Annotated in this window: 16 protein-coding genes; 6 read left to right on the forward strand and 10 right to left on the reverse strand. The window is 73.8% G+C overall.

The features are described from left to right. Positions 1 to 156: 156 nt before the first annotated feature. The 4 genes from OHB04_RS19940 to OHB04_RS19955 form a co-directional block, all read right to left on the reverse strand. Positions 157 to 1,062, reverse strand: coding sequence for an alpha/beta fold hydrolase (locus tag OHB04_RS19940; RefSeq protein ID WP_326807947.1), 906 nt, complete (start codon positions 1,060 to 1,062; stop codon positions 157 to 159). Further along, a complete protein-coding gene (locus OHB04_RS19945) occupies positions 1,059 to 1,808 on the reverse strand; it encodes a GntR family transcriptional regulator (RefSeq protein ID WP_326809475.1) in 750 nt (249 codons plus the stop codon). The genes OHB04_RS19940 and OHB04_RS19945 overlap by 4 nt, the downstream gene beginning before the upstream one ends. Before the next feature lie 38 nt (positions 1,809 to 1,846). Then, the gene (locus tag OHB04_RS19950) at positions 1,847 to 3,274 is read right to left on the reverse strand and encodes an aspartate aminotransferase family protein (protein ID WP_442815100.1); all 1,428 of its coding nucleotides are present in this window, start codon (positions 3,272 to 3,274) and stop codon (positions 1,847 to 1,849) included. A gap of 112 nt (positions 3,275 to 3,386) precedes the next feature. Further along, on the reverse strand, positions 3,387 to 4,031 hold the full coding sequence (locus OHB04_RS19955) for a hypothetical protein (RefSeq protein ID WP_326807948.1): 645 nt from the start codon (positions 4,029 to 4,031) through the stop codon (positions 3,387 to 3,389). A 230-nt stretch (positions 4,032 to 4,261) separates the two neighbouring features. On the opposite strand from OHB04_RS19955, the gene OHB04_RS19960 reads away from it, so the two are divergent. Continuing rightward, positions 4,262 to 5,041 (forward strand): response regulator transcription factor, encoded by a 780-nt coding sequence (locus OHB04_RS19960; protein ID WP_326689056.1) that lies wholly within the window; start codon positions 4,262 to 4,264, stop codon positions 5,039 to 5,041. Next, the gene (locus OHB04_RS19965; protein ID WP_326689057.1) at positions 5,041 to 6,387 is read left to right on the forward strand and encodes a sensor histidine kinase; all 1,347 of its coding nucleotides are present in this window, start codon (positions 5,041 to 5,043) and stop codon (positions 6,385 to 6,387) included. Before OHB04_RS19960 ends, OHB04_RS19965 begins: the two co-directional genes overlap by 1 nt. 56 nt (positions 6,388 to 6,443) lie before the next feature. On the opposite strand, the gene OHB04_RS19970 is transcribed toward OHB04_RS19965, so the two are convergent. Next, complete coding sequence (locus tag OHB04_RS19970) at positions 6,444 to 7,079, reverse strand: LysE family translocator (protein ID WP_326689059.1); 636 nt, start codon at positions 7,077 to 7,079, stop codon at positions 6,444 to 6,446. A gap of 140 nt (positions 7,080 to 7,219) precedes the next feature. On the opposite strand from OHB04_RS19970, the gene OHB04_RS19975 reads away from it, so the two are divergent. After that, positions 7,220 to 7,672: an Lrp/AsnC family transcriptional regulator gene (locus tag OHB04_RS19975; RefSeq protein ID WP_326689060.1), complete on the forward strand. Its 453-nt coding sequence runs from the start codon at positions 7,220 to 7,222 to the stop codon at positions 7,670 to 7,672. Between the two features lie 91 nt (positions 7,673 to 7,763). Here the strand turns inward: OHB04_RS19975 and OHB04_RS19980 are convergent, their stop codons facing one another. After that, entirely contained in the window at positions 7,764 to 8,582 is an 819-nt protein-coding gene (locus OHB04_RS19980) for a polyphosphate polymerase domain-containing protein (protein ID WP_326807949.1), read from the reverse strand. After that, positions 8,579 to 9,307, reverse strand: coding sequence for a DUF4956 domain-containing protein (locus OHB04_RS19985; RefSeq protein ID WP_326807950.1), 729 nt, complete (start codon positions 9,305 to 9,307; stop codon positions 8,579 to 8,581). The genes OHB04_RS19980 and OHB04_RS19985 overlap by 4 nt, the downstream gene beginning before the upstream one ends. Positions 9,308 to 9,608: 301 nt before the next feature. Here OHB04_RS19985 and OHB04_RS19990 point away from each other — a divergent pair, with 301 nt between their 5' ends. Together OHB04_RS19990 and OHB04_RS19995 are read left to right on the forward strand one after the other, a co-directional pair. Further along, positions 9,609 to 11,678 carry a protein kinase domain-containing protein gene (locus OHB04_RS19990; RefSeq protein WP_326807951.1) on the forward strand — a complete coding sequence of 690 codons (2,070 nt, stop codon included), beginning with the start codon at positions 9,609 to 9,611 and terminating at the stop codon, positions 11,676 to 11,678. A 146-nt stretch (positions 11,679 to 11,824) separates the two neighbouring features. Beyond that, positions 11,825 to 13,915, forward strand: coding sequence for a serine/threonine-protein kinase (locus OHB04_RS19995; RefSeq protein WP_326689064.1), 2,091 nt, complete (start codon positions 11,825 to 11,827; stop codon positions 13,913 to 13,915). A gap of 145 nt (positions 13,916 to 14,060) precedes the next feature. On the opposite strand, the gene OHB04_RS20000 is transcribed toward OHB04_RS19995, so the two are convergent. Both OHB04_RS20000 and OHB04_RS20005 read right to left on the reverse strand, forming a co-directional pair. Continuing rightward, a complete protein-coding gene (locus tag OHB04_RS20000; RefSeq protein ID WP_326689065.1) occupies positions 14,061 to 15,728 on the reverse strand; it encodes an ABC transporter permease in 1,668 nt (555 codons plus the stop codon). Further along, complete coding sequence (locus OHB04_RS20005; RefSeq protein WP_326807952.1) at positions 15,725 to 16,774, reverse strand: ABC transporter ATP-binding protein; 1,050 nt, start codon at positions 16,772 to 16,774, stop codon at positions 15,725 to 15,727. The genes OHB04_RS20000 and OHB04_RS20005 overlap by 4 nt, the downstream gene beginning before the upstream one ends. Before the next feature lie 93 nt (positions 16,775 to 16,867). Here OHB04_RS20005 and OHB04_RS20010 point away from each other — a divergent pair, with 93 nt between their 5' ends. After that, positions 16,868 to 17,479: a GbsR/MarR family transcriptional regulator gene (locus tag OHB04_RS20010; protein ID WP_442814888.1), complete on the forward strand. Its 612-nt coding sequence runs from the start codon at positions 16,868 to 16,870 to the stop codon at positions 17,477 to 17,479. Positions 17,480 to 17,598: 119 nt separating this feature from the next. Here OHB04_RS20010 and OHB04_RS20015 read toward each other — a convergent pair whose 3' ends face one another. Then, positions 17,599 to 18,717 (reverse strand): hypothetical protein, encoded by a 1,119-nt coding sequence (locus OHB04_RS20015; RefSeq protein WP_326689067.1) that lies wholly within the window; start codon positions 18,715 to 18,717, stop codon positions 17,599 to 17,601. Positions 18,718 to 18,914: the final 197 nt, after the last annotated feature.

An 18,914-nucleotide genomic window follows, 5' to 3' on the forward strand; every position in this document is an offset into this window, starting at 1 on the left:
CCGGCGCCATCCGCCCCCTGCCCGGTGTGTTCAGCACACCGACGCGCGGCTTCACCCCCGGCACGCCCCCGGTCACGCCCCTTGTGACGCTCCCGGTCCGTCCCTTGTGACAGCCCTTGTGACAGCCCTTGGTGACGCACCCCGGCACGGTCCAGGTCACGGCGCCGTACGGGCCAGCAGGACGCGCAGCACATCGGCGGCGTGCGTCCACAGGAGTGCGCCGCCGATGCCGGGCACCACGTGGCGTACGGCACCGGGCACCCGCGCGGCGAGGCCCGCGCCCTGGTCGGGCGAGTGGCTGAAGTCCTCCTCGCCGTACCAGAAGCCGACGGGCGTGGCGACGGCCGCCAGGTCGATGCCCCAGCGGCCCATGGCCAACGCCGTGTCCCGGGCGTAGCCGTCCGGCCCCTGCGCGAACGCCTCGTCCATGGCGTGGCGGTAGGCGGCGGCGAAGTCGGGGCTCTCGTAGACGGCGCGGTCGCAGGCCGGGCTGCCCGCGAGCACCATGTCCCACATGGCCTGTGGCGTGAGACGGGCGAACCGCGCCTGGGCGGCGCCGGGTTCGGAGACGGAGAGCGCGATGAGGCCGCGCAGCTCGGCGGGCAGCGCTTCCTCGAAGGGCGGCTCGGCGAAACGGGGATCGGCGACCTCGTCGGCGCCGGAGACGACCGCGAGCGGCCCCGTCACCCCGTGTGCGGCGCAGGCCAGGGCGAACGGCGCGCCCTGGGAGTTGCCCACCATCGCCGGACGGCCCAGCCCCCGGTAGGCGGCGAGGGCCGCCACATCCGCCGCGAAGTCGTCGAAGGTACGTTCCGGTTGTGGCGTGGAGGCGCCGAGCCCCGGGCGGTCCAGCGCGATCAGCCGCACCCCGAGCGCGTCGACGACGCCCGCGCCGAACCCGAGGGACCGGCTCGTCGCGGCGCCCGGCGAGAACAGCACCGGGACGCCGTCCTCCGGCCCCCACTCCGCCCAGCCCAGCTCCCGTCCGCCGGGCAGCGGGGTGGCACCGGTGCGCCGCGGGGGCGCGACGAGGGGCCGCGAGGCGCTCGACGCCCCGTTCATCGTTCCGTTCCCTCGTCTGTGTCGTTCGGCCGCACGTCTTCTCCGTCCGTGCCGTCCGGCTGCCCGGCCCGGCCCTGCCCCGCGCCGATGCCGACCAGGGCGAGGGCGTGGGAGTTGTAGGAGGCCATGACCTCGCGGGCGCTCGCGGCGTCGCCCGACTCCACGGCGTCGACCAGCGCGTTGTGGCCGGACCACAGGTGTCCGCGCGGGGTCGGCAGGGTGCGCAGCACGGAGACGGCGTAGACCCAGCACTGGATGCGGAGGCGGTCGAGGAAGTCGCAGACGTACGCGTTGCCGAGCAGGCCGCTCAACTCCCGCCAGAAGCGCAGGTCGTAGGCGATCAGCACGTCCAGGTCGCCGGAGCGCGCCGCGCGTTCGGCGGCGACGGCGCGGCGGCGCACCGACGTCACGACCTCGGGCCGCAGCGCCTGGAACGCCCGCTCGGCCACCGTCTCGCAGCGCGCGTCACCGCGTCGGCCCTCGGCGGGCCCCGCGGGGTTCGGCAGCCCCTGGAAGACGCCGTCCACGACGAGCTGTTGGGCCTCGCACATCGCGAGGTAGTCCGCCAGCGTGAACTCGTGCACGCGGAAGCCCCGGTGCTGCTCGACGTCCAGCAGCCCCTGCGCCGCGAGGTCGACCAGCGCCTCGCGCACGGGCGTCGCGGAGACGCCGTACTGCTCGGCGATCTCCTTGACCGTGAAGTCGCGGCCGGTGGCCAGCCGTCCGGCGAGGATCTCGTCGCGCAGCGCGGTGGCGACCTGCGAGCGCAGGGTGCTGCGTTTGATCACGCGCTCGCGCCCCCGCCCGCGCCGCCACCCGTGACGGTGTGCGCGTCGGCCGCGGTCAGGGCCTGGTCCAGCGCGGACAGGCCCTCCTTCAGCTCGGCCTCGGTGATGTTGCACGGCGGCACGACGTGGGTGCGGTTCATGTTGACGAACGGCCACAGTCCCGCGCGCTTGGCGGTGGCGGCGAAGTCGGCCATGGGCGCGTTGGCGGGGCCCGTCGCGCCGTAGGGGACCAGCGGTTCGCGGGTGGCGCGGTCGCGCACCAGGTCCAGGGCCCAGAAGGCGCCGGTGCCGCGCACCTCGCCGATCGAGGGGTGGCGCTCGGCCAGCTCGCGCAGCGCCGGGCCGATGACGGCCTCGCCCAGGTGCGCGGCGTGCTCGACGATGCCCTCCTCGGCCATCGTCTCCAGGGTGGCGACGGCGGCGGCGCAGGCCAGCGGGTGGCCCGAGTAGGTGAGGCCGCCCGGGTAGGGGCGCTGATCGAACGTCTCGGCGATCTTCGCGGAGATCGCGACGCCACCGAGCGGGACGTAGCCGGAGTTGACGCCCTTGGCGAAGGTGAGCAGGTCGGGGACGACGTCGTAGAGGTCGGCCGCGAACCAGGTGCCCGTCCGCCCGAAGCCCGCCATCACCTCGTCCAGGACGAAGACGATCCCGTACCGGTCACAGATCTCGCGGACGCCGGCGAGGTAGCCGGGCGGCGGCAGCATGATCCCGGCGGTGCCGGGGATGGTCTCCAGGATGACCGCGGCGAGCGTCTGCGGGCCCTCGTAGGCGATCGTCTGCTCCAGGTGTGCCAGCGCGCGCTCGCACTCCTGCTCCTCGGTCTCCGCGTAGAACGGCGAGCGGTACAGGTGCGGGGCGTTGAAGTGGACGACGCCCGCCGTACCGGTGTCGGAGGCCCAGCGGCGCGGGTCGCCCGTGATGTTGATCGCCTGCTGGGTGCCGCCGTGGTACGAGCGGTAGGCGGACAGCACCTTGGGGCGGCCGGTGTGCAGGCGGGCCATGCGGATGGCGTGCTCGACGGCGTCGGCGCCGCCGTTGGTGAAGAAGATCTTGTCGAGGTCGCCCGGGGTGCGCTCGGCGATCAGCCGGGCCGCCTCGGACCTGGCCTCGATCGCGAAGGCCGGCGCGAAGGTGCACATCTTCGCCGCCTGCTCCTGGATCGCGGCGACGACCTTGGGGTGCTGGTATCCGATGTTGGTGAAGACGAGACCGCTGGCGAAGTCGAGGTACCGCTTGCCCTCGTAGTCCCAGAAGTACGAGCCCTCGGCCCCGGCGACCGCGAGCGGGTCCATCTGGCCCTGGGCCGACCAGGAGTGGAAGACGTGCGCGCGGTCCGTGGCGTGCACGGCCCGGCCCGCACCGGGGTCGGGAGCGGCGGGGGCGGAGGCGGCGGGGGCGGAGGCGGTGGCTGGTGAGGGGATGTGGGTCGTCACGGTCGGTACCTCGGTTCACTCGCGTCTGGCCCGCCCGGACGGACGGACACCTCCCGGGCCGGAGGGGCCACGGGAGGGTGGACGCAAGCCAGGGTAATGATCAGTCGTCGTCCGCGTCCTCCCTCTCGTACGCGGCATGGGGTTTGCCCTGGGCGCAGCGCACGATGACGGTGTGGTCGTCGGCGTCGTCGGCGGCCGGCTCCAGCTCGACACCGGCCTTCGGCGCGGGCCCCGGTTCGACGTCGTCGGCGCTGTAGCCCTCGGCCGGGGACCAGCTCAGGAGCTTGACCGTGCGCGCGTCCGTACGGCACTCGGCCACCGCCGTGCCGAGGCCGTCGGGGAAGCGGACGGTGCTGGTGCTGGTGCGGGATGTGGGCCGGGAGGGGTGCGGGGAGGACGTCGGCTCCTCGGGCTTCCGGGTGCTCTCGGGGTACGCGCTCCTGGTGGCGGCGCGCTGCTGGGCCTGGGACAGCTCGTGCTGGACGCCCGCCTCGGTGAGCGGCTCGGGGCGGCCGTACTGCCCGCCGGGGTCCGCGTGCGAGAAGGACCAGGCGCCCAGGAGGAAGGCGGCGGCCACCGCGCACACCCAGGCCACGGCGCCGAGCTGCCTGCGCCGGGGCCGCCTGCCCGGGATGTCCGCCGTGCTGTCGTGCTCGGCCGTCGTGCTGTCGTGCCGGGCCGCCGTGCTGTCGTACCTGGCCGCCGTGTCCGCTGGGCGCTCTGGGCCCTCCGTGCCGTCCCGCATGTCCGGCAGTCTGCCGTCCCGTTCCCTAATGCCGGGTTAAGAGCAGGGCAAGGGGACAGCGCGGGAGCCGGGACAGACCGGTGCGGTGCCGGATCCCGTGCGGGTATCGGTGCCGGTGCAGGTATCGGTGCCGGTGCAGGTATCGGTGCCGGTGCAGGTATCGGTGCAGGTGCCGGTATCGGTGCGGGCTGCCTGTCGGCGGAGCCCGGCGATATGGCTAACGTGCATGTGTGCCACATCTGCTCGTCGTCGAGGACGACCCCCAGCTGCGCGCGGCGCTCGTACGGGCGCTGCGGGACCGTGGCCATGCCGTGGCCACGGCCGCCACGGGCATGGCGGGGCTCGACGCGGCGGTCACCCATCGGCCCGACCTGATCGTGCTGGACCTGGGCCTGCCGGACGTGGACGGCGGGCAGGTGCTGCGGATGCTGCGCTCGGTCAGCGACGTTCCCGTGATCGTCGCCACGGCGCGGGACGAGGAGCCGGAGATCGTCGCCGCGCTGGAGGACGGCGCCGACGACTACATCGTCAAACCGTTCGGATCGGGCCAGCTGGAGGCCCGTATCAAGGCGGTGCTGCGGCGGCTGGGCAGCGGGGAGCCGGACGAGCCCGAGCCGCCCGTACGGGTCGGCGGGCTGCTGGTCGCGCCCTCGGCACGCGAGGTCACGCTGGAGGGGGAGGCGCTGGAGCTGACCCCGCGCGAGTTCGATCTGCTGTGCTACCTGGCCCGGCGCCAGGGCCAGGTGGTCTCCCGCCGCGAGCTGCTGGCCGAGGTGTGGCAGCAGCCGCTCGGCGGCGCGGACAAGACGGTCGACGTCCATCTGTCGTGGCTGCGCCGGAAGCTGGGCGAGACGGCGCAGCGCCCGCGCTATCTGCACACGGTGCGCACGGTCGGAGTGAAGCTGGCCGCACCGGAAGAGCCCCCGGGCGACCGCGCCGGGGACTCCGCCGAGGGGGACCGCGCCGAGGGCGATGCCTCCGAGGGGGACGCCATCGAGGGCGACGGCTGATGCGCAGACAGTTGCTCGCGCTCATCGGGACGACCACCGTCGTGGTGCTCGCCGTCCTGCTCGTACCGCTGGCGCTGCTGGTGCGCAGCCACGCCGAGGACCGGGCGATGACGGACGCCACCGAGCGGGCGCAGTCCGTCGCCGCCGTGGTCGGGGGCTCGCTGGGCCGGGGCGCGGGCGGGCGAGAGGTCGTCCAGGGCGTGGTGGACGGTCTCAACGGGCGCGGGCAGCCGCGTACCTCCGTCGTCCTCGCGGACGACACCGTGCTGGGGCGCCGCACGGGCGGGGTCAGCGCCGACGCGCTGAAGCTGGCACGCGGCGGGCGCGCTTTCACCTACGCGCCGCGCGACGGGCACGGCGGGGGCCGGGTGGTGATGGTGCCGGTACTCGCGTCCGGGGCGGAGGGGAAGGAGCATGGCCGGGTGCGGCCCTCGGCGCACTCCGCGTCCGTCGTCGAGGTCGCCGTCAGCGAGGACCAGCTGCACGCGGGCGTCCTCCCCTCCTGGCTGGCGGTCTTCGGGCTCGGCGTCGCGCTGATGCTGCTCGGGCTGGCCTTCGCCGACCGGCTGGCGGCGCGCCTCGTCCGCGCCACGCGGCAGCTCGCCTTCGTCTCCGACCGGCTGGCGGGCGGCGAGCTCACCGCGCGCGCCGAGCCCTCGGGCCCGCGCGAGCTGCGGCAGCTCGCGGGGCGGCTCAACGAGCTGGGCGAGCGCATCGACGGCCTCGTCACCGCCGAGCGCGAGCGCGGCGCCGACCTCGCGCACCGGCTCCGCACGCCGGTCGCCGCGCTGCGGCTGGACGCCGAAGGGCTGCGGGACGCGGATGAGGCCGCGCGGATCGGGGAGTCCGTGGCGGCGCTGGAGCGCAGCGTCGACGGCGTGATCCGCGCCGCGCGACGGGCCGGTGCGGACCCCGGCTCCCAGCGGTGCGACCTGGCGGCCGTGACGCGCGAGCGGGCCGCGTTCTGGACGCCGCTCGCCGAGGACCAGAGCCGCGCCGTAACGGTCTCGGCGCCCGCGGCGCCGGTGTGCGTACGGGTCTCCCGCGAGGAGCTGTCCGCCGTGCTCGACACCCTGATCGGCAACGTCCTCGACCACACGCCGGAGGGCGCGGGCCTGTGGATCACCGTCACCCCCGAGGGCACCCTCGCCGTCGAGGACGAGGGCCCCGGCTTCGCCGACGGCGGCGCCGAGGTGGCGGCGCGCGGCGAGAGCGGGGCGGGCTCCACGGGGCTCGGCCTGGACATCGCGCGGACGGCGGCCGAGGACTCGGGCGGCGGCGTCGAGCTGGGGACCTCGGCGCATGGGGGCGCGGCGGTGCGCTGCCGCTTCGGGGCGTGCGCCTGAGCCCGCTGTTGGGGCCCCGTCTGTCAGGGGCCCGCGCCCGTCAGGGCCCGCGCCCGTCAGGGGATGAGGTGTTCGGCCAGCAGCAGGCCGCCCAGGGCGATCATCGCGACGCCCGAGAGGCGAGTGATGACGCGCGCCGCGGTGGGCCGGGCGCTCAGCAGGGTCTTGGCCAGGGTGCCCACACCGAGGTAGACGGCACCGGCCGTGAGCATGTGCACCAGGCCGAGGAGACCGATCTGCGCCGCGAGCGGCCAGTCCCCGTGCTGGTCGGCGAACTGGGGCAGCAGCGCGAGGTAGAGCATCAGCGCCTTGGGGTTCAGTCCGCTGACGCCCGCGCCCTTGAGGACCCGGGCCCGCGCGGCGGGCTCCCCCTCCGCTCCCACCTCGGCCCGGGGTGCGGAAGCGGCTGCGGACGACGTCGAGATCAGCGTCGTCACCCCCAGCCACAGCAGGTACGCGGCGCCGAGCAGGGTCACTCCCGTGAGGACACCCGGCGTGCGGGCCACCAGCGCGGCGACCCCCGCCACGACGACGGCCGTGAGCCCCACGTAGCCGAGCATCAGCCCGCCCACCGCCGGTACGACCGAGCGGTCGCGCAGGCCGGACGAGATCGCGTACGCCCAGTCGGCACCCGGCACCATGACGAGCATGACGGACACGGCCAAGAAAGCGGCTATGGAGCTGACGGCCATGGTGGTACTTCTCCCTCTCTGACGGTCCCGGGTCGCCGGTTCCGGACCTGACGGTTCCAGAAGGAAGATTACGGACGATCAGCCCAAAAGTGCTCCCCGTTTTGCTCCCCCGGAGAGCCACCACTGGAAGAATCTCCCCCATGGACGACATGGACCGGCAGATTCTTGCGGAGCTCCAGGAAGACGGGCGGCTGACCGTCACCGAGCTGGCCGCCCGCGTCGGCCTGAGCCTCTCCCCGTGCCACCGCCGCCTGCGCGAGCTGGAGCGCTCCGGTGCGATCCGCGGCTACCGCGCGGTGGTGGACGCGGGCGCGGTCGGGCTGACCTTCGACGCGCTCGTCTTCGTGACCATGCGCCAGGAGGACCGCACCACAATCTCCGACTTCGAGCAGGCCCTCACCGAGCTCCCCCAGGTCATCCAGGCCCAGCGCCTGTTCGGCGACCCGGACTACCTCCTCCGCGTCGTCACCGCCGACCTCGCCGCCTTCCAGCGCCTGTACGACGAGAACCTCGCCACGCTGCCCGGCGTCCAGCGGCTCAGCTCCACGCTGGTGATGAAGCACGTCGTCCACGAAAGACCGCTTCCGGCGTGAGGGCCCCGCGCGGGGCCGCACGGTGAGCGGCGGCGCGAAGGCGGGGCGCCCTGGCAACGGCGAACGGCGAAGGCAAGCGTGCCGAACGCGGCTACGCCACCGTGAAGACCTCCCTCAAGGCGCGGCGCCAGCGGTTGGCGGGGAGGGTGGGGGTCAGGGCGCCCAGGGAGGCGTACTTGGTGAAGTCGGCGGCGCGGTGGCCGTGTTCGTGGAGGAGGAGGTCGGCCTCCGTGAGGTGGCCGTAGGACTTGGTCTCGACGAGAACGAGGTCACGGGCCGCGCGGACCTCGTTGCCGTGGGCGTCGCGGCAGACGAGGCCCGCGTCGCAGGTGATGCGCCGGCCGTCGGCCACGAAGGTGGCGCGGGTGTAGTCCGTCACCAGGCTGGGGCGCAGGTCGTCGGGGACGGTGAAGCCGGCGCCGTAGGTCTCCTCCAGCGTCCGGCGCAGGAAGCTGCGGGACGCGTCTTCCAGCGCGTGGGCGCGCTCGCCCAGGCGGCGGCGGAACTTGAGGGTCTGGCCCCGGCCGCCCTTCGCCTTGATCTCGAACTGGCGCTCCCCGGTGTCCTCGTAGAGCCGCTCGCGGATCTTGCAGCGCTGCCGGCGGCTCTGCCGGTGGTCGTGGTAGGCGCGCAGGCCCGGGGTGTCGTAGTAGACGGAGTGGTAGCCGAACCACCGGCGTCCGCCTATGGACAGGGCGCGGAAGGGCTCGTCGCGGTGCGGGTCGGTCAGGCGCGCCGCGATGTCCTGGAAGGCGTGCGACGGGACGAGGTAGCAGCGGTCGTAGCGGTCCAGCAGCGGGGCGCGCTCCATGACCTCGGCCAGACCGACGGGGTGGGCGGCGAGCGCGGCCCGGGCGAGTGCGCGGACGGCCGGGGCGACGCGGGTGGCCGCGGTGACAGGCCCGGTCATCGGGCGGTCTCCGTCAGCTGAGCGGCAGGGGCAGCGGCAGATGCGGTGTCACACGTACGGGGGTCGCTGCCACCGGAGTTGCGGGTGTCGCTGTCGCCGGAGTCGTCACGAACGGCGCTGCGGCTTCGTCCCCGGGACGCGGCCAGGGACTCGTTCTTCGCCGACGGCGCGGGCTGGCGGTAGCGCACGTCCACGACCGTCAGGTCACGGACGAAGTCGACCTCGCTGATTTTCCAGGCCAGCGGCTCCCCCAGCCGCGCGCGGATCCGTTCGCGTACGGCCTCCGGCGCGGTGACGGCCGCGTCCAGGGTGACGACCGCGCGCCGGGTGCGGGAGAACAGGCGCGGGTGGTCGGCGCAGTAGAGGACGGCGACGGGCAGCAGGCACAGCGCGGCGGCGAGGCCGAAGGGCAGGTGCGGCAGACCGGAGACCAGGCCGATGACGAGGGTGGTGAAGTAGTACGCCACTTCCTCGTGCTGGATGGACTCCGAGCGCAGCCGGATCATCGACAGCACGCCGAACAGGCCGAATCCGAGCGCCATTCCGCCGTCGCCCCCGACCCGGGCGAGGGCCGCGACGACCGCGAACAGCGCGACGTTCAGCGCGAGATAAGCGGGGAGCAGGTCCCGTCGCCGGTGTCTGGGGAAGTACACGGCGAACGTCAGGACCAGCACGGCTGCGAGGTCGAGTGCGAGGTGGGTGGCGAACTGGCTCAGCGATTCCATGCCGTCGAACGTAGGGAAGCGCGGGTTAAAGCGACTTCCTTGTGACGTTAAGGATCGGGAGCGGCTGCTCGCCGTCTGCGGCAGCGCGGGACATGAGCCTGCTCCGGCAGGGCGTGCGGCCAGGTCACAAGCGCGCTGCGGCGGCCGGCCGAAGCGCCGGACGAGCTGGTTCCCGGGGACAAGGGCCGGGGAACGGCCGGAAATGTGACCCCTGGGGCGGCTGGTCCAAGAGGGGCGCGACTCGCACGTCCGTCCGTCTACGGCCTATCCTCATGCGGACCATGAGGAGGGGCATAAGGCTATGGAAGCGCTGAGCGCTGAGGACCCCCACTGGATCGGTGGTTACCGTCTGCTGGGCAGGCTCGGCGAAGGCGGCATGGGCCGCGTCTACCTCGCACGTTCCGAACGCGGCCGGACCGTGGCGGTGAAGGTCGTCCAGGACCAACTGGCGCGCAGCACCGACTTCCGACGGCGCTTCGCCCAGGAGGTCACCGCGGCGCGCCGGGTGGGCGGCACCTGGACGGCGGCCGTGCTGGACGCCGACACCGAGGCCGACACCCCGTGGGTGGCCACCGCCTACGTGGCGGGGCCCTCGCTGGCCGAGGTGGTGGACATCCAGTACGGACCGCTGCCGGAGACCTCCGTGCGCGCGCTGGCCGCCGGACTCGGCCACGCGCTCGGCGCCATCCACGGCGCTGGGCTCGTGCACCGCGACCTCAAACCCTCCAACGTGCTGGTGACCATCGACGGGCCACGCGTCATCGACTTCGGCATCGCCCGCGCGCTCGACGGTGCCGTGCAGTCCTCCGGCGGCCTCACCAAGACAGGCGTCGTCGTCGGCTCGCCCGGCTTCATGTCGCCCGAGCAGGTACGCGGGGAGCGGGTGACCCCGGCGAGCGACGTGTTCTGCCTGGGCGCCGTGCTGGCGTACGCCGCGACCGGGCGCATGCCCTTCGGCACGGCGGAGGGCGGCATCCACTCGCTGCTGTTCCGCGTCACCCAGGAGGAGCCCGACCTGGCGGGCGTTCCCGAGGGACTGCTGCCGCTGATCGCCGGGGCGCTGGCGAAGGACACGGGGCAACGCCCCGATGTTCCCGCGCTGCTGGAGGCCCTCGGCCCCGACACCGGGCCCAACGGCGCGTGGCTGCCGGGCGAGGTGCTGGCCGAACTGGGCCGGCACGCGGTGGCCCTGCTGGACAGCGAGGACCCGGAGGCGGCGGACGCCCTGCGGGACGCGGGAGCCCTGCCGGACGCGGGCGCGCTGCCGGACGCGGAGGCCCTGCGCGCCGCAGAGGTCCTGCGGGACGCGGGCTCGCCGTCGGACGGGGGCGCGCTGCCGGACGGGGGCGCGCTGCCGAACGGGGGCGCGCTGCCGGACGGGGGCGCGCTGCCGAACGCCGAGCGGGAGGTGAGCGCGGGGGCGGGGGCGGGCGTCGGCTTCGGGCCCGCGCAGGTGCCCGACTCCCCGGCGCCCGGCTACGCCACCCCGTCAGGCGGACCGAACACCCCGTCAGGGTCGCCCACCCCGCCCGGAGCCCCGGGGAGTCCGGCCAACGGCGCGTTCGGGCCGCCCAGTCCGTACGTTCCCCTCCAAGGCCCCACGCCGGGCGGACCGTTCCAGGGGCCGGGGCCAGGACCGGGACCGGGGCCAGGACCTGGCCGGGGGCCCGTGCCCCACTCGCCGCGCGGAGCAGGCGCCCCGCGCGGGCTGTCGATCGCGCTGAACTCGTTGCTGGGCCTCCTCCTGGTCCCGCTGATGCTCCAGCTCTCCACCCTCATCGATGTGCTCACGCGCGCCCAGTCGGCGCTGGCCGCTTCCGATATCAGCCCGAGGATCGGCGCGCTCGACGGCTTCTCCACGCTGCGCACCCAGTCGATGGTGTTCGAGATCCTCACGGTCGTCGTCGGAATCCCGGTCATTGTGCTGTGGCTGTGCTGGTTCCGGGCCGCACGGCTGCGCGGCGAGGAGCTCAAGCCTGATGGGTTCCGGCGCGGCAAGGGCTTGGCCGTGGGCTCCTGGTTCATCCCCGTGGTCTTCTTCTACCTCCCCAAGCAGATCGCCAACGACATCTGGCGGGCCTCCGTACCGCCGCCGAAGGACCGGCGGCGCTCGCTGCTCAACTGCTGGTGGATCGCCTGGCTCTGCTTCTTCGTGGGGGAGGCGACGTCCCTGGTCTCCTGGTACGACCAGGAGAACCTCCTGTCCGCCGTCGGCGGCGCCGCGACCTCGGCGTTCTTCACCTTCATCGGCATCATCGGCGCCGTGCTGGCCGGAGTGGTGGTGCACCGGATCACCAAGGCGCAGGCAACGGCGCCCACCACCGCCGCGCCGATACCGGCACAAGCGCAGGCACAGGCAGCAAATTCATGACACAGCGTCACCCCCCTACGATCCCCTACGATCAAAGCGAGGCCCGTTGGCAGCCCTCCCGTGACATTCGTGGCCGACAGTGAAATGAGAGACAGCCTCGGACCAAAGCGGGGAAGGCCACCACGAGCAGCGGGAGCGGGCAGAGCATGACGGACCTGACGTCGGACGATCCGGCCCACGTAGGCCCGTACCGGCTGCTGCGCAGGCTCGGGGCCGGCGGCATGGGCCGGGTGTATCTCGCGCGCTCCTCGGGCGGACGCACCGTGGCGGTCAAGCTCGTCAAGGGAGACCTGGCCGACGATCCCCTCTTCCGCGCCAGGTTCCAGCTGGAGGTCGAGGCCGCGCGGCGCGTCGGCGACCGGTGGACGGCGCCGGTGCTGGACGCCGACACCGAGGCCGACACCCCGTGGGTGGCCACCGGTTACATCGCGGGCCCCTCGCTCGACGAGGTCGTCTCGGCGGGCACCCAGAGCTGGACCGGGACGCGGCGCCGGTCGGGGTACGGTCCGCTGCCGGCCGATTCGCTGCGGGTTCTCGCCTACGGGCTGGCCTCGGCGCTGCTGGACATCCACGGCGCCGGGCTCGTGCACCGCGACCTCAAACCCTCCAACGTGCTGCTGACGATCGACGGGCCGCGCGTCATCGACTTCGGCATCGCCCGCGCGCTCGACGCTGTGCCCGAGTCGACGCTCACCACCGCCGGCATGGTCGTCGGCTCGCCCAGCTACATGTCGCCCGAGCAGATCACGGGCGACCCGGTCACCGCCGCGAGCGATGTGTTCTGCCTCGGCGGCGTGCTCGCCTACGCGGCGACGGGACGTCCGCCCTTCGGATCGCCGTCCGGGGCCGGAGGCGTGCACTCGGTGATGTTCCGTATCGCCTCCGAGGAACCGGACCTCGCGGGCCTGGACGACGAGCCCGAGCCGGGCGGGTCGGGCGATCCACGCGACCCACGCGAACCGGCCGGACCGCGCAAGGCGGGCGATCGGGCCGGACCCGGTAGCGGCATGGGGCCGATGCGGAAGCTGATCGCCGACTGCCTCGACAAGGACCCCGAGAACCGGCCCGCGCCCGAAGAGGTCGTGGAGCGGGTGCAGCCCATCGCGACCGGCATCTCGGCACCCCCGTGGCTGCCCGCCGGACTCCTGGCCGAACTGGGGCGCCACGCCGCCGAGTTGCTCGACGCCGAAACGCCCCCTTCGGGCTCCGGGCGGCCCGGGGCCCCCGTACTCCCGACCGCCTCGCCGGCCCCGTCGGCTCCCGGCGCTTCCCCGGAAACGGCAGGGCAAGCGGAAGCGCCGTCCGAGTCCGGCACCCCGTCCCCGTCGGACAGCTCGCTCTCCTCGGGGACGACGGCACCCGAACCGGCGACACCCACCGAGGTCCGCCGTCCCGACGGCGACCCCGCCAGCGGATCCCGGCCCAGGCGCCCCCGGCGGGTGGGGCGGGCGCTGCTGGTCGCGGCCGGTGTGGTGGTGCTGGTCGGCGCCGGGGTGGCCGCCGGTACGGGGCTGGGGCCGCTGGGCGACGACGAGAAGAAGAAGGAATCGCGGTCGGACTCCGACGTGCCCCCGGAGTACGTCGGCACCTGGGTCGGCGCCGTGGAGCGCGACGGCCGGCCGACGGGACAGCACCGCCGCTTCGTCATCACCGAGGGCAACGAGGGTGAGGTCGTCGCCAACAGCGTCAGCCTGGGCACCGACTACGAGTGCAAGAGCGACGGCAAGCTCGAGGGGAAGGCCGGATCAGCCTCGGGCGTGGGGCTGCGGCTGAACACCAAGGTCGTCAAGAGCCTGCCCGAGGGCAAGTGCGCGGCGATCGGCGAGCACACGCTGCTGGCCAAGCCCGGCGACACCCTCGAATGGCGCGCCGCGGGCCGTACCGCCACCTTGCACAAGGTCGCCTCGCCGGAGAAGATCCCGCAGGAACTGGTGGGTAAGTGGCAGCGGCAGCTGGCCAACGGAGGCCAGCAGACGCTGACCATCGCCGCCGACGACATCGACGGCAAGGGCCTCTCGATGATCTCGAACGGCGTCGAGCGCTGCGAGGCGGACGCCGATGTGTTCTCCGTCGGGACCGACACCGACCCCGTACGGGTGGCGCCGCCCGAGGTCGACAGGACCGTGTCCCGCGGCGCCTGCCAGGCCGGCAACGCCTCCACCCTGCGGCTCGACGGCGAAACCCTGCGGCGGGAGTTCCCGGACGGCGGCGCCGTGGTGTACGAGCGCGCGGAATGACGGACTGACTCCGGGCACCGTTCCCGCACCCCGGAAGCGCCGGACGCACGCCGCGTCCCCCGGCCACGGACGGCCGGAGGACGCGAGGCGCTCAAGACGGCGACTCCCTGCTTCGTCTCCAGGTCCCTGCTTCGTCTCCAGGTCCCTACTTCGTCTCCAGGTCCCTCCTGCGGAACCCGGCCAGCCCCACCGCCAGCAGCCCCGCGGCCACGAGGACGAGCAGCAGCTCCGGCGTCCAGCGCATGTCCGCCGAGGGAAGCTGGGGGACGTGGCCGAAGGGCGAGAGGTCGTTCATCCAGCCGGGCAGGTCCAGGAGCTTGCCGAGGTAGCCGACGACGAAGCCGTAGACGGGCACCAGCCACGCGACGGCCGTCGCCTTCGGCGCCCAGCCGAACAGCAGCGCCGCCACCCCGCCGGTGACCCACAGCGCGGGCGCGTAGGCGAGTCCCGCGCCCAGCAGCCGCCCGAGCAGGCCCGCGTCCCCCGTGGCGGCGGCACCGGCCAGGCCGAGGCCGAGCGCGCCGAGAAGCAGCACCAGCGTGCCGCCGCCGAGGGCGACCACCAGGTGCGACCCGACCCAGCGGGACCGCGACAGACCGGTGGCCAGCAGCGGCTCGGCCCGGCCCGCGGTCTCCTCCGAGCGCGGGCGCAGCGCGGCCATGACGACGTAGAGCGAGGCGACGACGGCGATCACCAGCATGATCGTCGAGGCGAAGGACTCCGACAGCGAGCCGCCCGCCTCGGCGATGGCGTCGCGTACGTCGCCGCCGAGGTCGTTGAGCATGTCCTCGATGTCGCCGAGGAGGGACCCGTACATCGCGCCGAGCAGCACCAGCCCCGCGCCGAAGCCGAGGAGCAGGCCGCGGTGCAGTCTCAGGGCGAAGCCGAGCGGGTGGGTGAGCACCCGGGTGGCCCGCGCGCTGCCCAGCCTGGGCGGCAGCAGCCCGGCTCCCACGTCGCGCCGGGTGCTGAGCAGGTACCCGGCGGCGCCCGTCACCACGGCCACCGCGAGGGCGAGCAGCAGCGGCCACCAGCGGTCGTCGACGAAGGGGTAGCTGCGCTGGGCCCAGCCGATGGGCGAGAGCCAGGAGATCGCGTCGGTGCCCACGTCGCCCGCGGCGCGCAGCGCGTAGGCGGCGCCGAGCACGCTCAGCGCCATCCCGGAGGCGGCCCTGGCGTGGGCGCTGAGCTGCACGGTGACGGCGGCGACGCCCGCGAAGACGAGGCCGACCGCGGTGTGGGCCGCGCCGTAGAGCAGCGCGCCGCCCGCCGTCGAACCGTCGAGCCCGGCGCCCGGCAGCGTGCCGGCGAGCAGCAGCCCGAGGACCACGTTGGCGCTCGCGACAGTGGTGAGGGCCGCGGTGAGCGTGGCGTGCCGGCCCACGACCCCGGAGCGGATCAGCTCGGCGATGCCGGTCTCCTCGTCGGCCCTGGTGTGCCGTACGACGGTGAGCACGCTCATCAGACCGGCCAGGATCGCGCCGTAGCCGAGCATTTGCAGGCTGAGGGCCGCGGCGGGCGTGAAGTCCGAAAGGTAGTGCTCGGGCCCCGTCATGGCGAGCATGGCCGGGCCGCTCAGCGTCTTGATCATGTCGGCGGCCTTGGCCGGGTCGTCGGGCGCCATGGTCTTGGCCTTGCTGATGCCCGACAGCGAGACGAGGAAGATCGCCAGAACCCATACGGGCAGGCGCACCCGGTCGCGCCGCAGCGCGAAGAGGACGAGGGTGCCGGTGCCCGCGAGGGCGTGCCTGCCGGAGGATTCCCGGCCGCGCACGGCCCCGGTGCGGGGTGCGGCGTCGGTGACGGTGCTCATCGCGAGGTGGCCTCCGCGTCCGGGCCGGTGTCCACGGAGGTGTCCGCTTCGATGCCGCCCATGCCGTGCCTGTTGGCCGACAGCTCGTCGCCGTAGTGGCGCAGCATCAGCTCCTCCAGAGTCGGCGGGTGGCTGACGAGGCTGCGTACGCCGAGACCGCTCAGGTGCCGTACGGCGGCGTCGAGGTGGGCCCCGTCGACGGCGAAGTGGACGCGGTCCCCGTCGGTGCGCAGGTTGTGGATGCCGGGCAGCGTGTCGAGCCCGGTCATGGGTGCGTCGGTCTCGGCCTCGATGGTGGTCCTGGTCAGGTGCCGCATCTCGCTGAGCGTCCCGGACTGGACGATCTTGCCGAGCCGGATGATGCTCACCCGGTCACAGAGCTTCTCGACCTGGGACAGGATGTGGCTGGAGAGCAGGACGGTCCGGCCCGCGGCCTTCGCCTGGAGGATCACGTCCTGGAAGATCACCTCCATCAGCGGGTCGAGGCCCGCCGTGGGCTCGTCCAGCAGCAGCAGCTCCGCGTCGGAGGCGAGCGCCGCGATGATGGCGACCTTCTGCCGGTTGCCCTTGGAGTAGGTGCGGCCCTTCTTGGTGGGGTCGAGGTCGAAGCGCTCGATCAGCTCGGCCCGCTTGCCCCCGTCGAGCCCACCCGTCACCCGCCGCCGCCCCGAGTGGAGACGCTTCGCGCCGCCGAATCCATTGCGTAGCCGGGCGAGGAGGTCGATGGCCTCGCCGCCGGTCAGGTTGGGCCACAGCTCGACATCGCCGGGGACGTAGGCGAGGCGCTGATGGAGGGCGACCGCGTCGTCCCAGGGGTCGGCGCCGAGCAGCCGGGCCGTGCCCGTGTCGGCGCGCAGGAGTCCGAGCAGGACGCGGAGGGTGGTCGACTTGCCCGCCCCGTTGGGGCCGAGGAAGCCGTGAACCTCACCGCTGGCGACGTCCAGGTCGAGCCCGTCCAGTGCGCGGGTCCTGCCGAAGGTCTTGACGAGTCCGGAGACGGAGATCGCCGTGGTCGTGGGGGCGGTCGCGGTGGTAGCGGCGTTCATGTTTGGGAAGCTACGCTAGTTTCACAAATTTGTGAAGTTAAGGAAGCGTTAGGGTCTGTGACGGGACCATCGAGCAGGGAGAAGCTGAACGACGTGGCAGATCAGAGGGCGGAGACCGGCACGAACGGTGGGACCGAACCGGGCGTAACGGATGACGAAGAAGCCCGGCGGCACTACGCCGAGAAGATCTCGCCCTTCGTCGAGCGCTTCGCCGCCGACCTCACCGAAGCGGGCATGCAGCGCATGGCGTCCCGCGTCTTCGCCTGCCTGCTCGCCTCCGAGGAGGGCGCCTTGACCTCGGCCGAGCTGAGCGAGCGCCTCCAGGCCAGCCCCGCCGCGATCTCCGGCGCCGTGCGCTATCTCGCGCAGGTCAACATGATCAGCCGGCAGCGCGATCCCGGCTCCCGGCGCGAGCGCTATCTGCTGCACCACGACGTCTGGTACAGCACCCTGCTCAACCGCGACAACGTCCTGACCCGCTGGACGGCCACCCTCCGCACCGGGGCCCGTGCCATCGGGGAGGCCACCCCCGGGGGGCGCCGCGTCAACGAGAGCGCCGAGTTCCTCCGTTTCATGCAGGTCGAGCTGGAGGCCCTGCTCAAGCGATGGCAGGAGACCCACGGCGCCTCCGACCACCACCCGCCGCCCCCCGGCACCGGCATGGACACCGGCACCGCTCCGGACACCGGCGAGAGCCCCGGCTGAGGCGCGCGAGAGCCCCGGCCGAGGCGGCGAGGGGCCCGGCTGAGGCGAGCGAGAGCCCCGGCCGAGGCGGCGAGGGGCCCGGCTGCGGCGAGCGAGAGCCCCGGCCGAGGGCTGAGTCCTCAGCCCCTCTCCGGCAGGACCAGCCGCCAGGCGTGGGGCAGGACCGTCCAGGTGCGGGTCCGCACCGGGCCGCCCACCCGGGTCGTATCGGCGCGGTAGCGGAACTCCCCGCCGGAGACCGTGACCGCCCGCGCCATCGCCCGCACCGGAGCGGGATCGGCACCCGGACCGGCAGCGGGACCCGCACCGGCACCAGGTCCGGCACCCGGCCGTACGGTCACCTCGGCGAGGCCCCCGTCGTCCGTCGTGCGGACCGAGACCTCCTCCACCGGCTCGTCCAGGTCGGCCAGCAGCTTGCCGTCCGCCTCCACCCGCAGCAGCTGCGCCGACGGCGGTACGGGCGCGGACCGCGGCGTCCCGGCCAGCGGCTCGGCCGCCGCACCCCGGCCCGCCACCGCGCCCCCGCCCCGCCCGGCGGCGGCGCGCATGCTCTGCGGCAGCACCGTCCGCACCAGCGAGTGGCACACCCGGCGCAGCGGGGAGCCGGGCTCGAACCCGGGCACCCGGCCTCTGAGGGAGTCCGGGACGTCCGGCCCGGGGCCGCTCCCCTCCCCGTCATGGCCGTATTCGTAGCCGCCGTACGCGTAGCCGTAGCCGTAGCCGTAGCCACTGCCGTCGCCGTTGCCGCTCACCGGGGGCGCGGCGAGGGGCGGGACAGCCGGGATGCGCAGGCCGCCCAGCACGACGCCGCCGCAGTCGTCCACCAGCAGGTCGAGCCGGTGCTCGGCCCCGTTGAACACGGTGCGCGCCGCCGAGACCGCGTCCAGCGGCAGCCCGAGCCCCCGGGCCAGCGCCACCGAGGGGCCGTTGCCGACCGGCACCACCGACAGCGCGGCCTCCTCCAGCTCGTGCTCACGGTGCAGCAGCTGCACGGCGCGCAGCAGGGCGCGGTCGTTGCCCACCAGCACCGGGCGCCGGCTGCCCCGTCTGGCCAGCGCGCGGGCCGTCTCCTCCGGGTCCTCGGGCAGGCACACCTTCACCCCGGGCGACCCGGCGCGCAGCACATCGCGCGCGATGCGTACGGACTCCCCGTCCGTGAGCCGGGCGACAGGGTCGATGACCACGAGGAGCGGGGCCGGGGCGATGCCGTTCGCCCTCGCGGGATCTGGAGCCGACACCTCGGTCCTTCCATGTGTCCACTGGTCTGGGCCGTACATCCGTCCGGCGCGAGGCACTCCCCTGTTCGTCACCCGAGAGAATTGTTGGGTAATCTCTCGGTGCAAGAGCCCCTGTCGCTGTTGCGCCAGGGGCTTCCTCTATCTGGGGCACCGGTCCACGGCTCTTGCGATGGCGAAAAGCGCCATGCACGTGGGAC

This window comes from Streptomyces sp. NBC_01775 (genome assembly GCF_035917675.1).
GTDB lineage: Bacteria > Actinomycetota > Actinomycetes > Streptomycetales > Streptomycetaceae > Streptomyces.

Coding starts and splice junctions, on each gene's coding strand:
- OHB04_RS19940 (WP_326807947.1), bottom strand. CDS start 1,062: ATGAACGGGGCGTCGAGCGCCTCGCGGCCCCTCGTCGCGCCCCCGCGG.
- OHB04_RS19955 (WP_326807948.1), bottom strand. CDS start 4,031: ATGCGGGACGGCACGGAGGGCCCAGAGCGCCCAGCGGACACGGCGGCC.
- OHB04_RS19965 (WP_326689057.1), top strand. CDS start 5,041: ATGCGCAGACAGTTGCTCGCGCTCATCGGGACGACCACCGTCGTGGTG.
- OHB04_RS19970 (WP_326689059.1), bottom strand. CDS start 7,079: ATGGCCGTCAGCTCCATAGCCGCTTTCTTGGCCGTGTCCGTCATGCTC.
- OHB04_RS19975 (WP_326689060.1), top strand. CDS start 7,220: ATGGACGACATGGACCGGCAGATTCTTGCGGAGCTCCAGGAAGACGGG.
- OHB04_RS19980 (WP_326807949.1), bottom strand. CDS start 8,582: ATGACCGGGCCTGTCACCGCGGCCACCCGCGTCGCCCCGGCCGTCCGC.
- OHB04_RS19985 (WP_326807950.1), bottom strand. CDS start 9,307: ATGGAATCGCTGAGCCAGTTCGCCACCCACCTCGCACTCGACCTCGCA.
- OHB04_RS19990 (WP_326807951.1), top strand. CDS start 9,609: ATGGAAGCGCTGAGCGCTGAGGACCCCCACTGGATCGGTGGTTACCGT.
- OHB04_RS19995 (WP_326689064.1), top strand. CDS start 11,825: ATGACGGACCTGACGTCGGACGATCCGGCCCACGTAGGCCCGTACCGG.
- OHB04_RS20000 (WP_326689065.1), bottom strand. CDS start 15,728: ATGAGCACCGTCACCGACGCCGCACCCCGCACCGGGGCCGTGCGCGGC.
- OHB04_RS20005 (WP_326807952.1), bottom strand. CDS start 16,774: ATGAACGCCGCTACCACCGCGACCGCCCCCACGACCACGGCGATCTCC.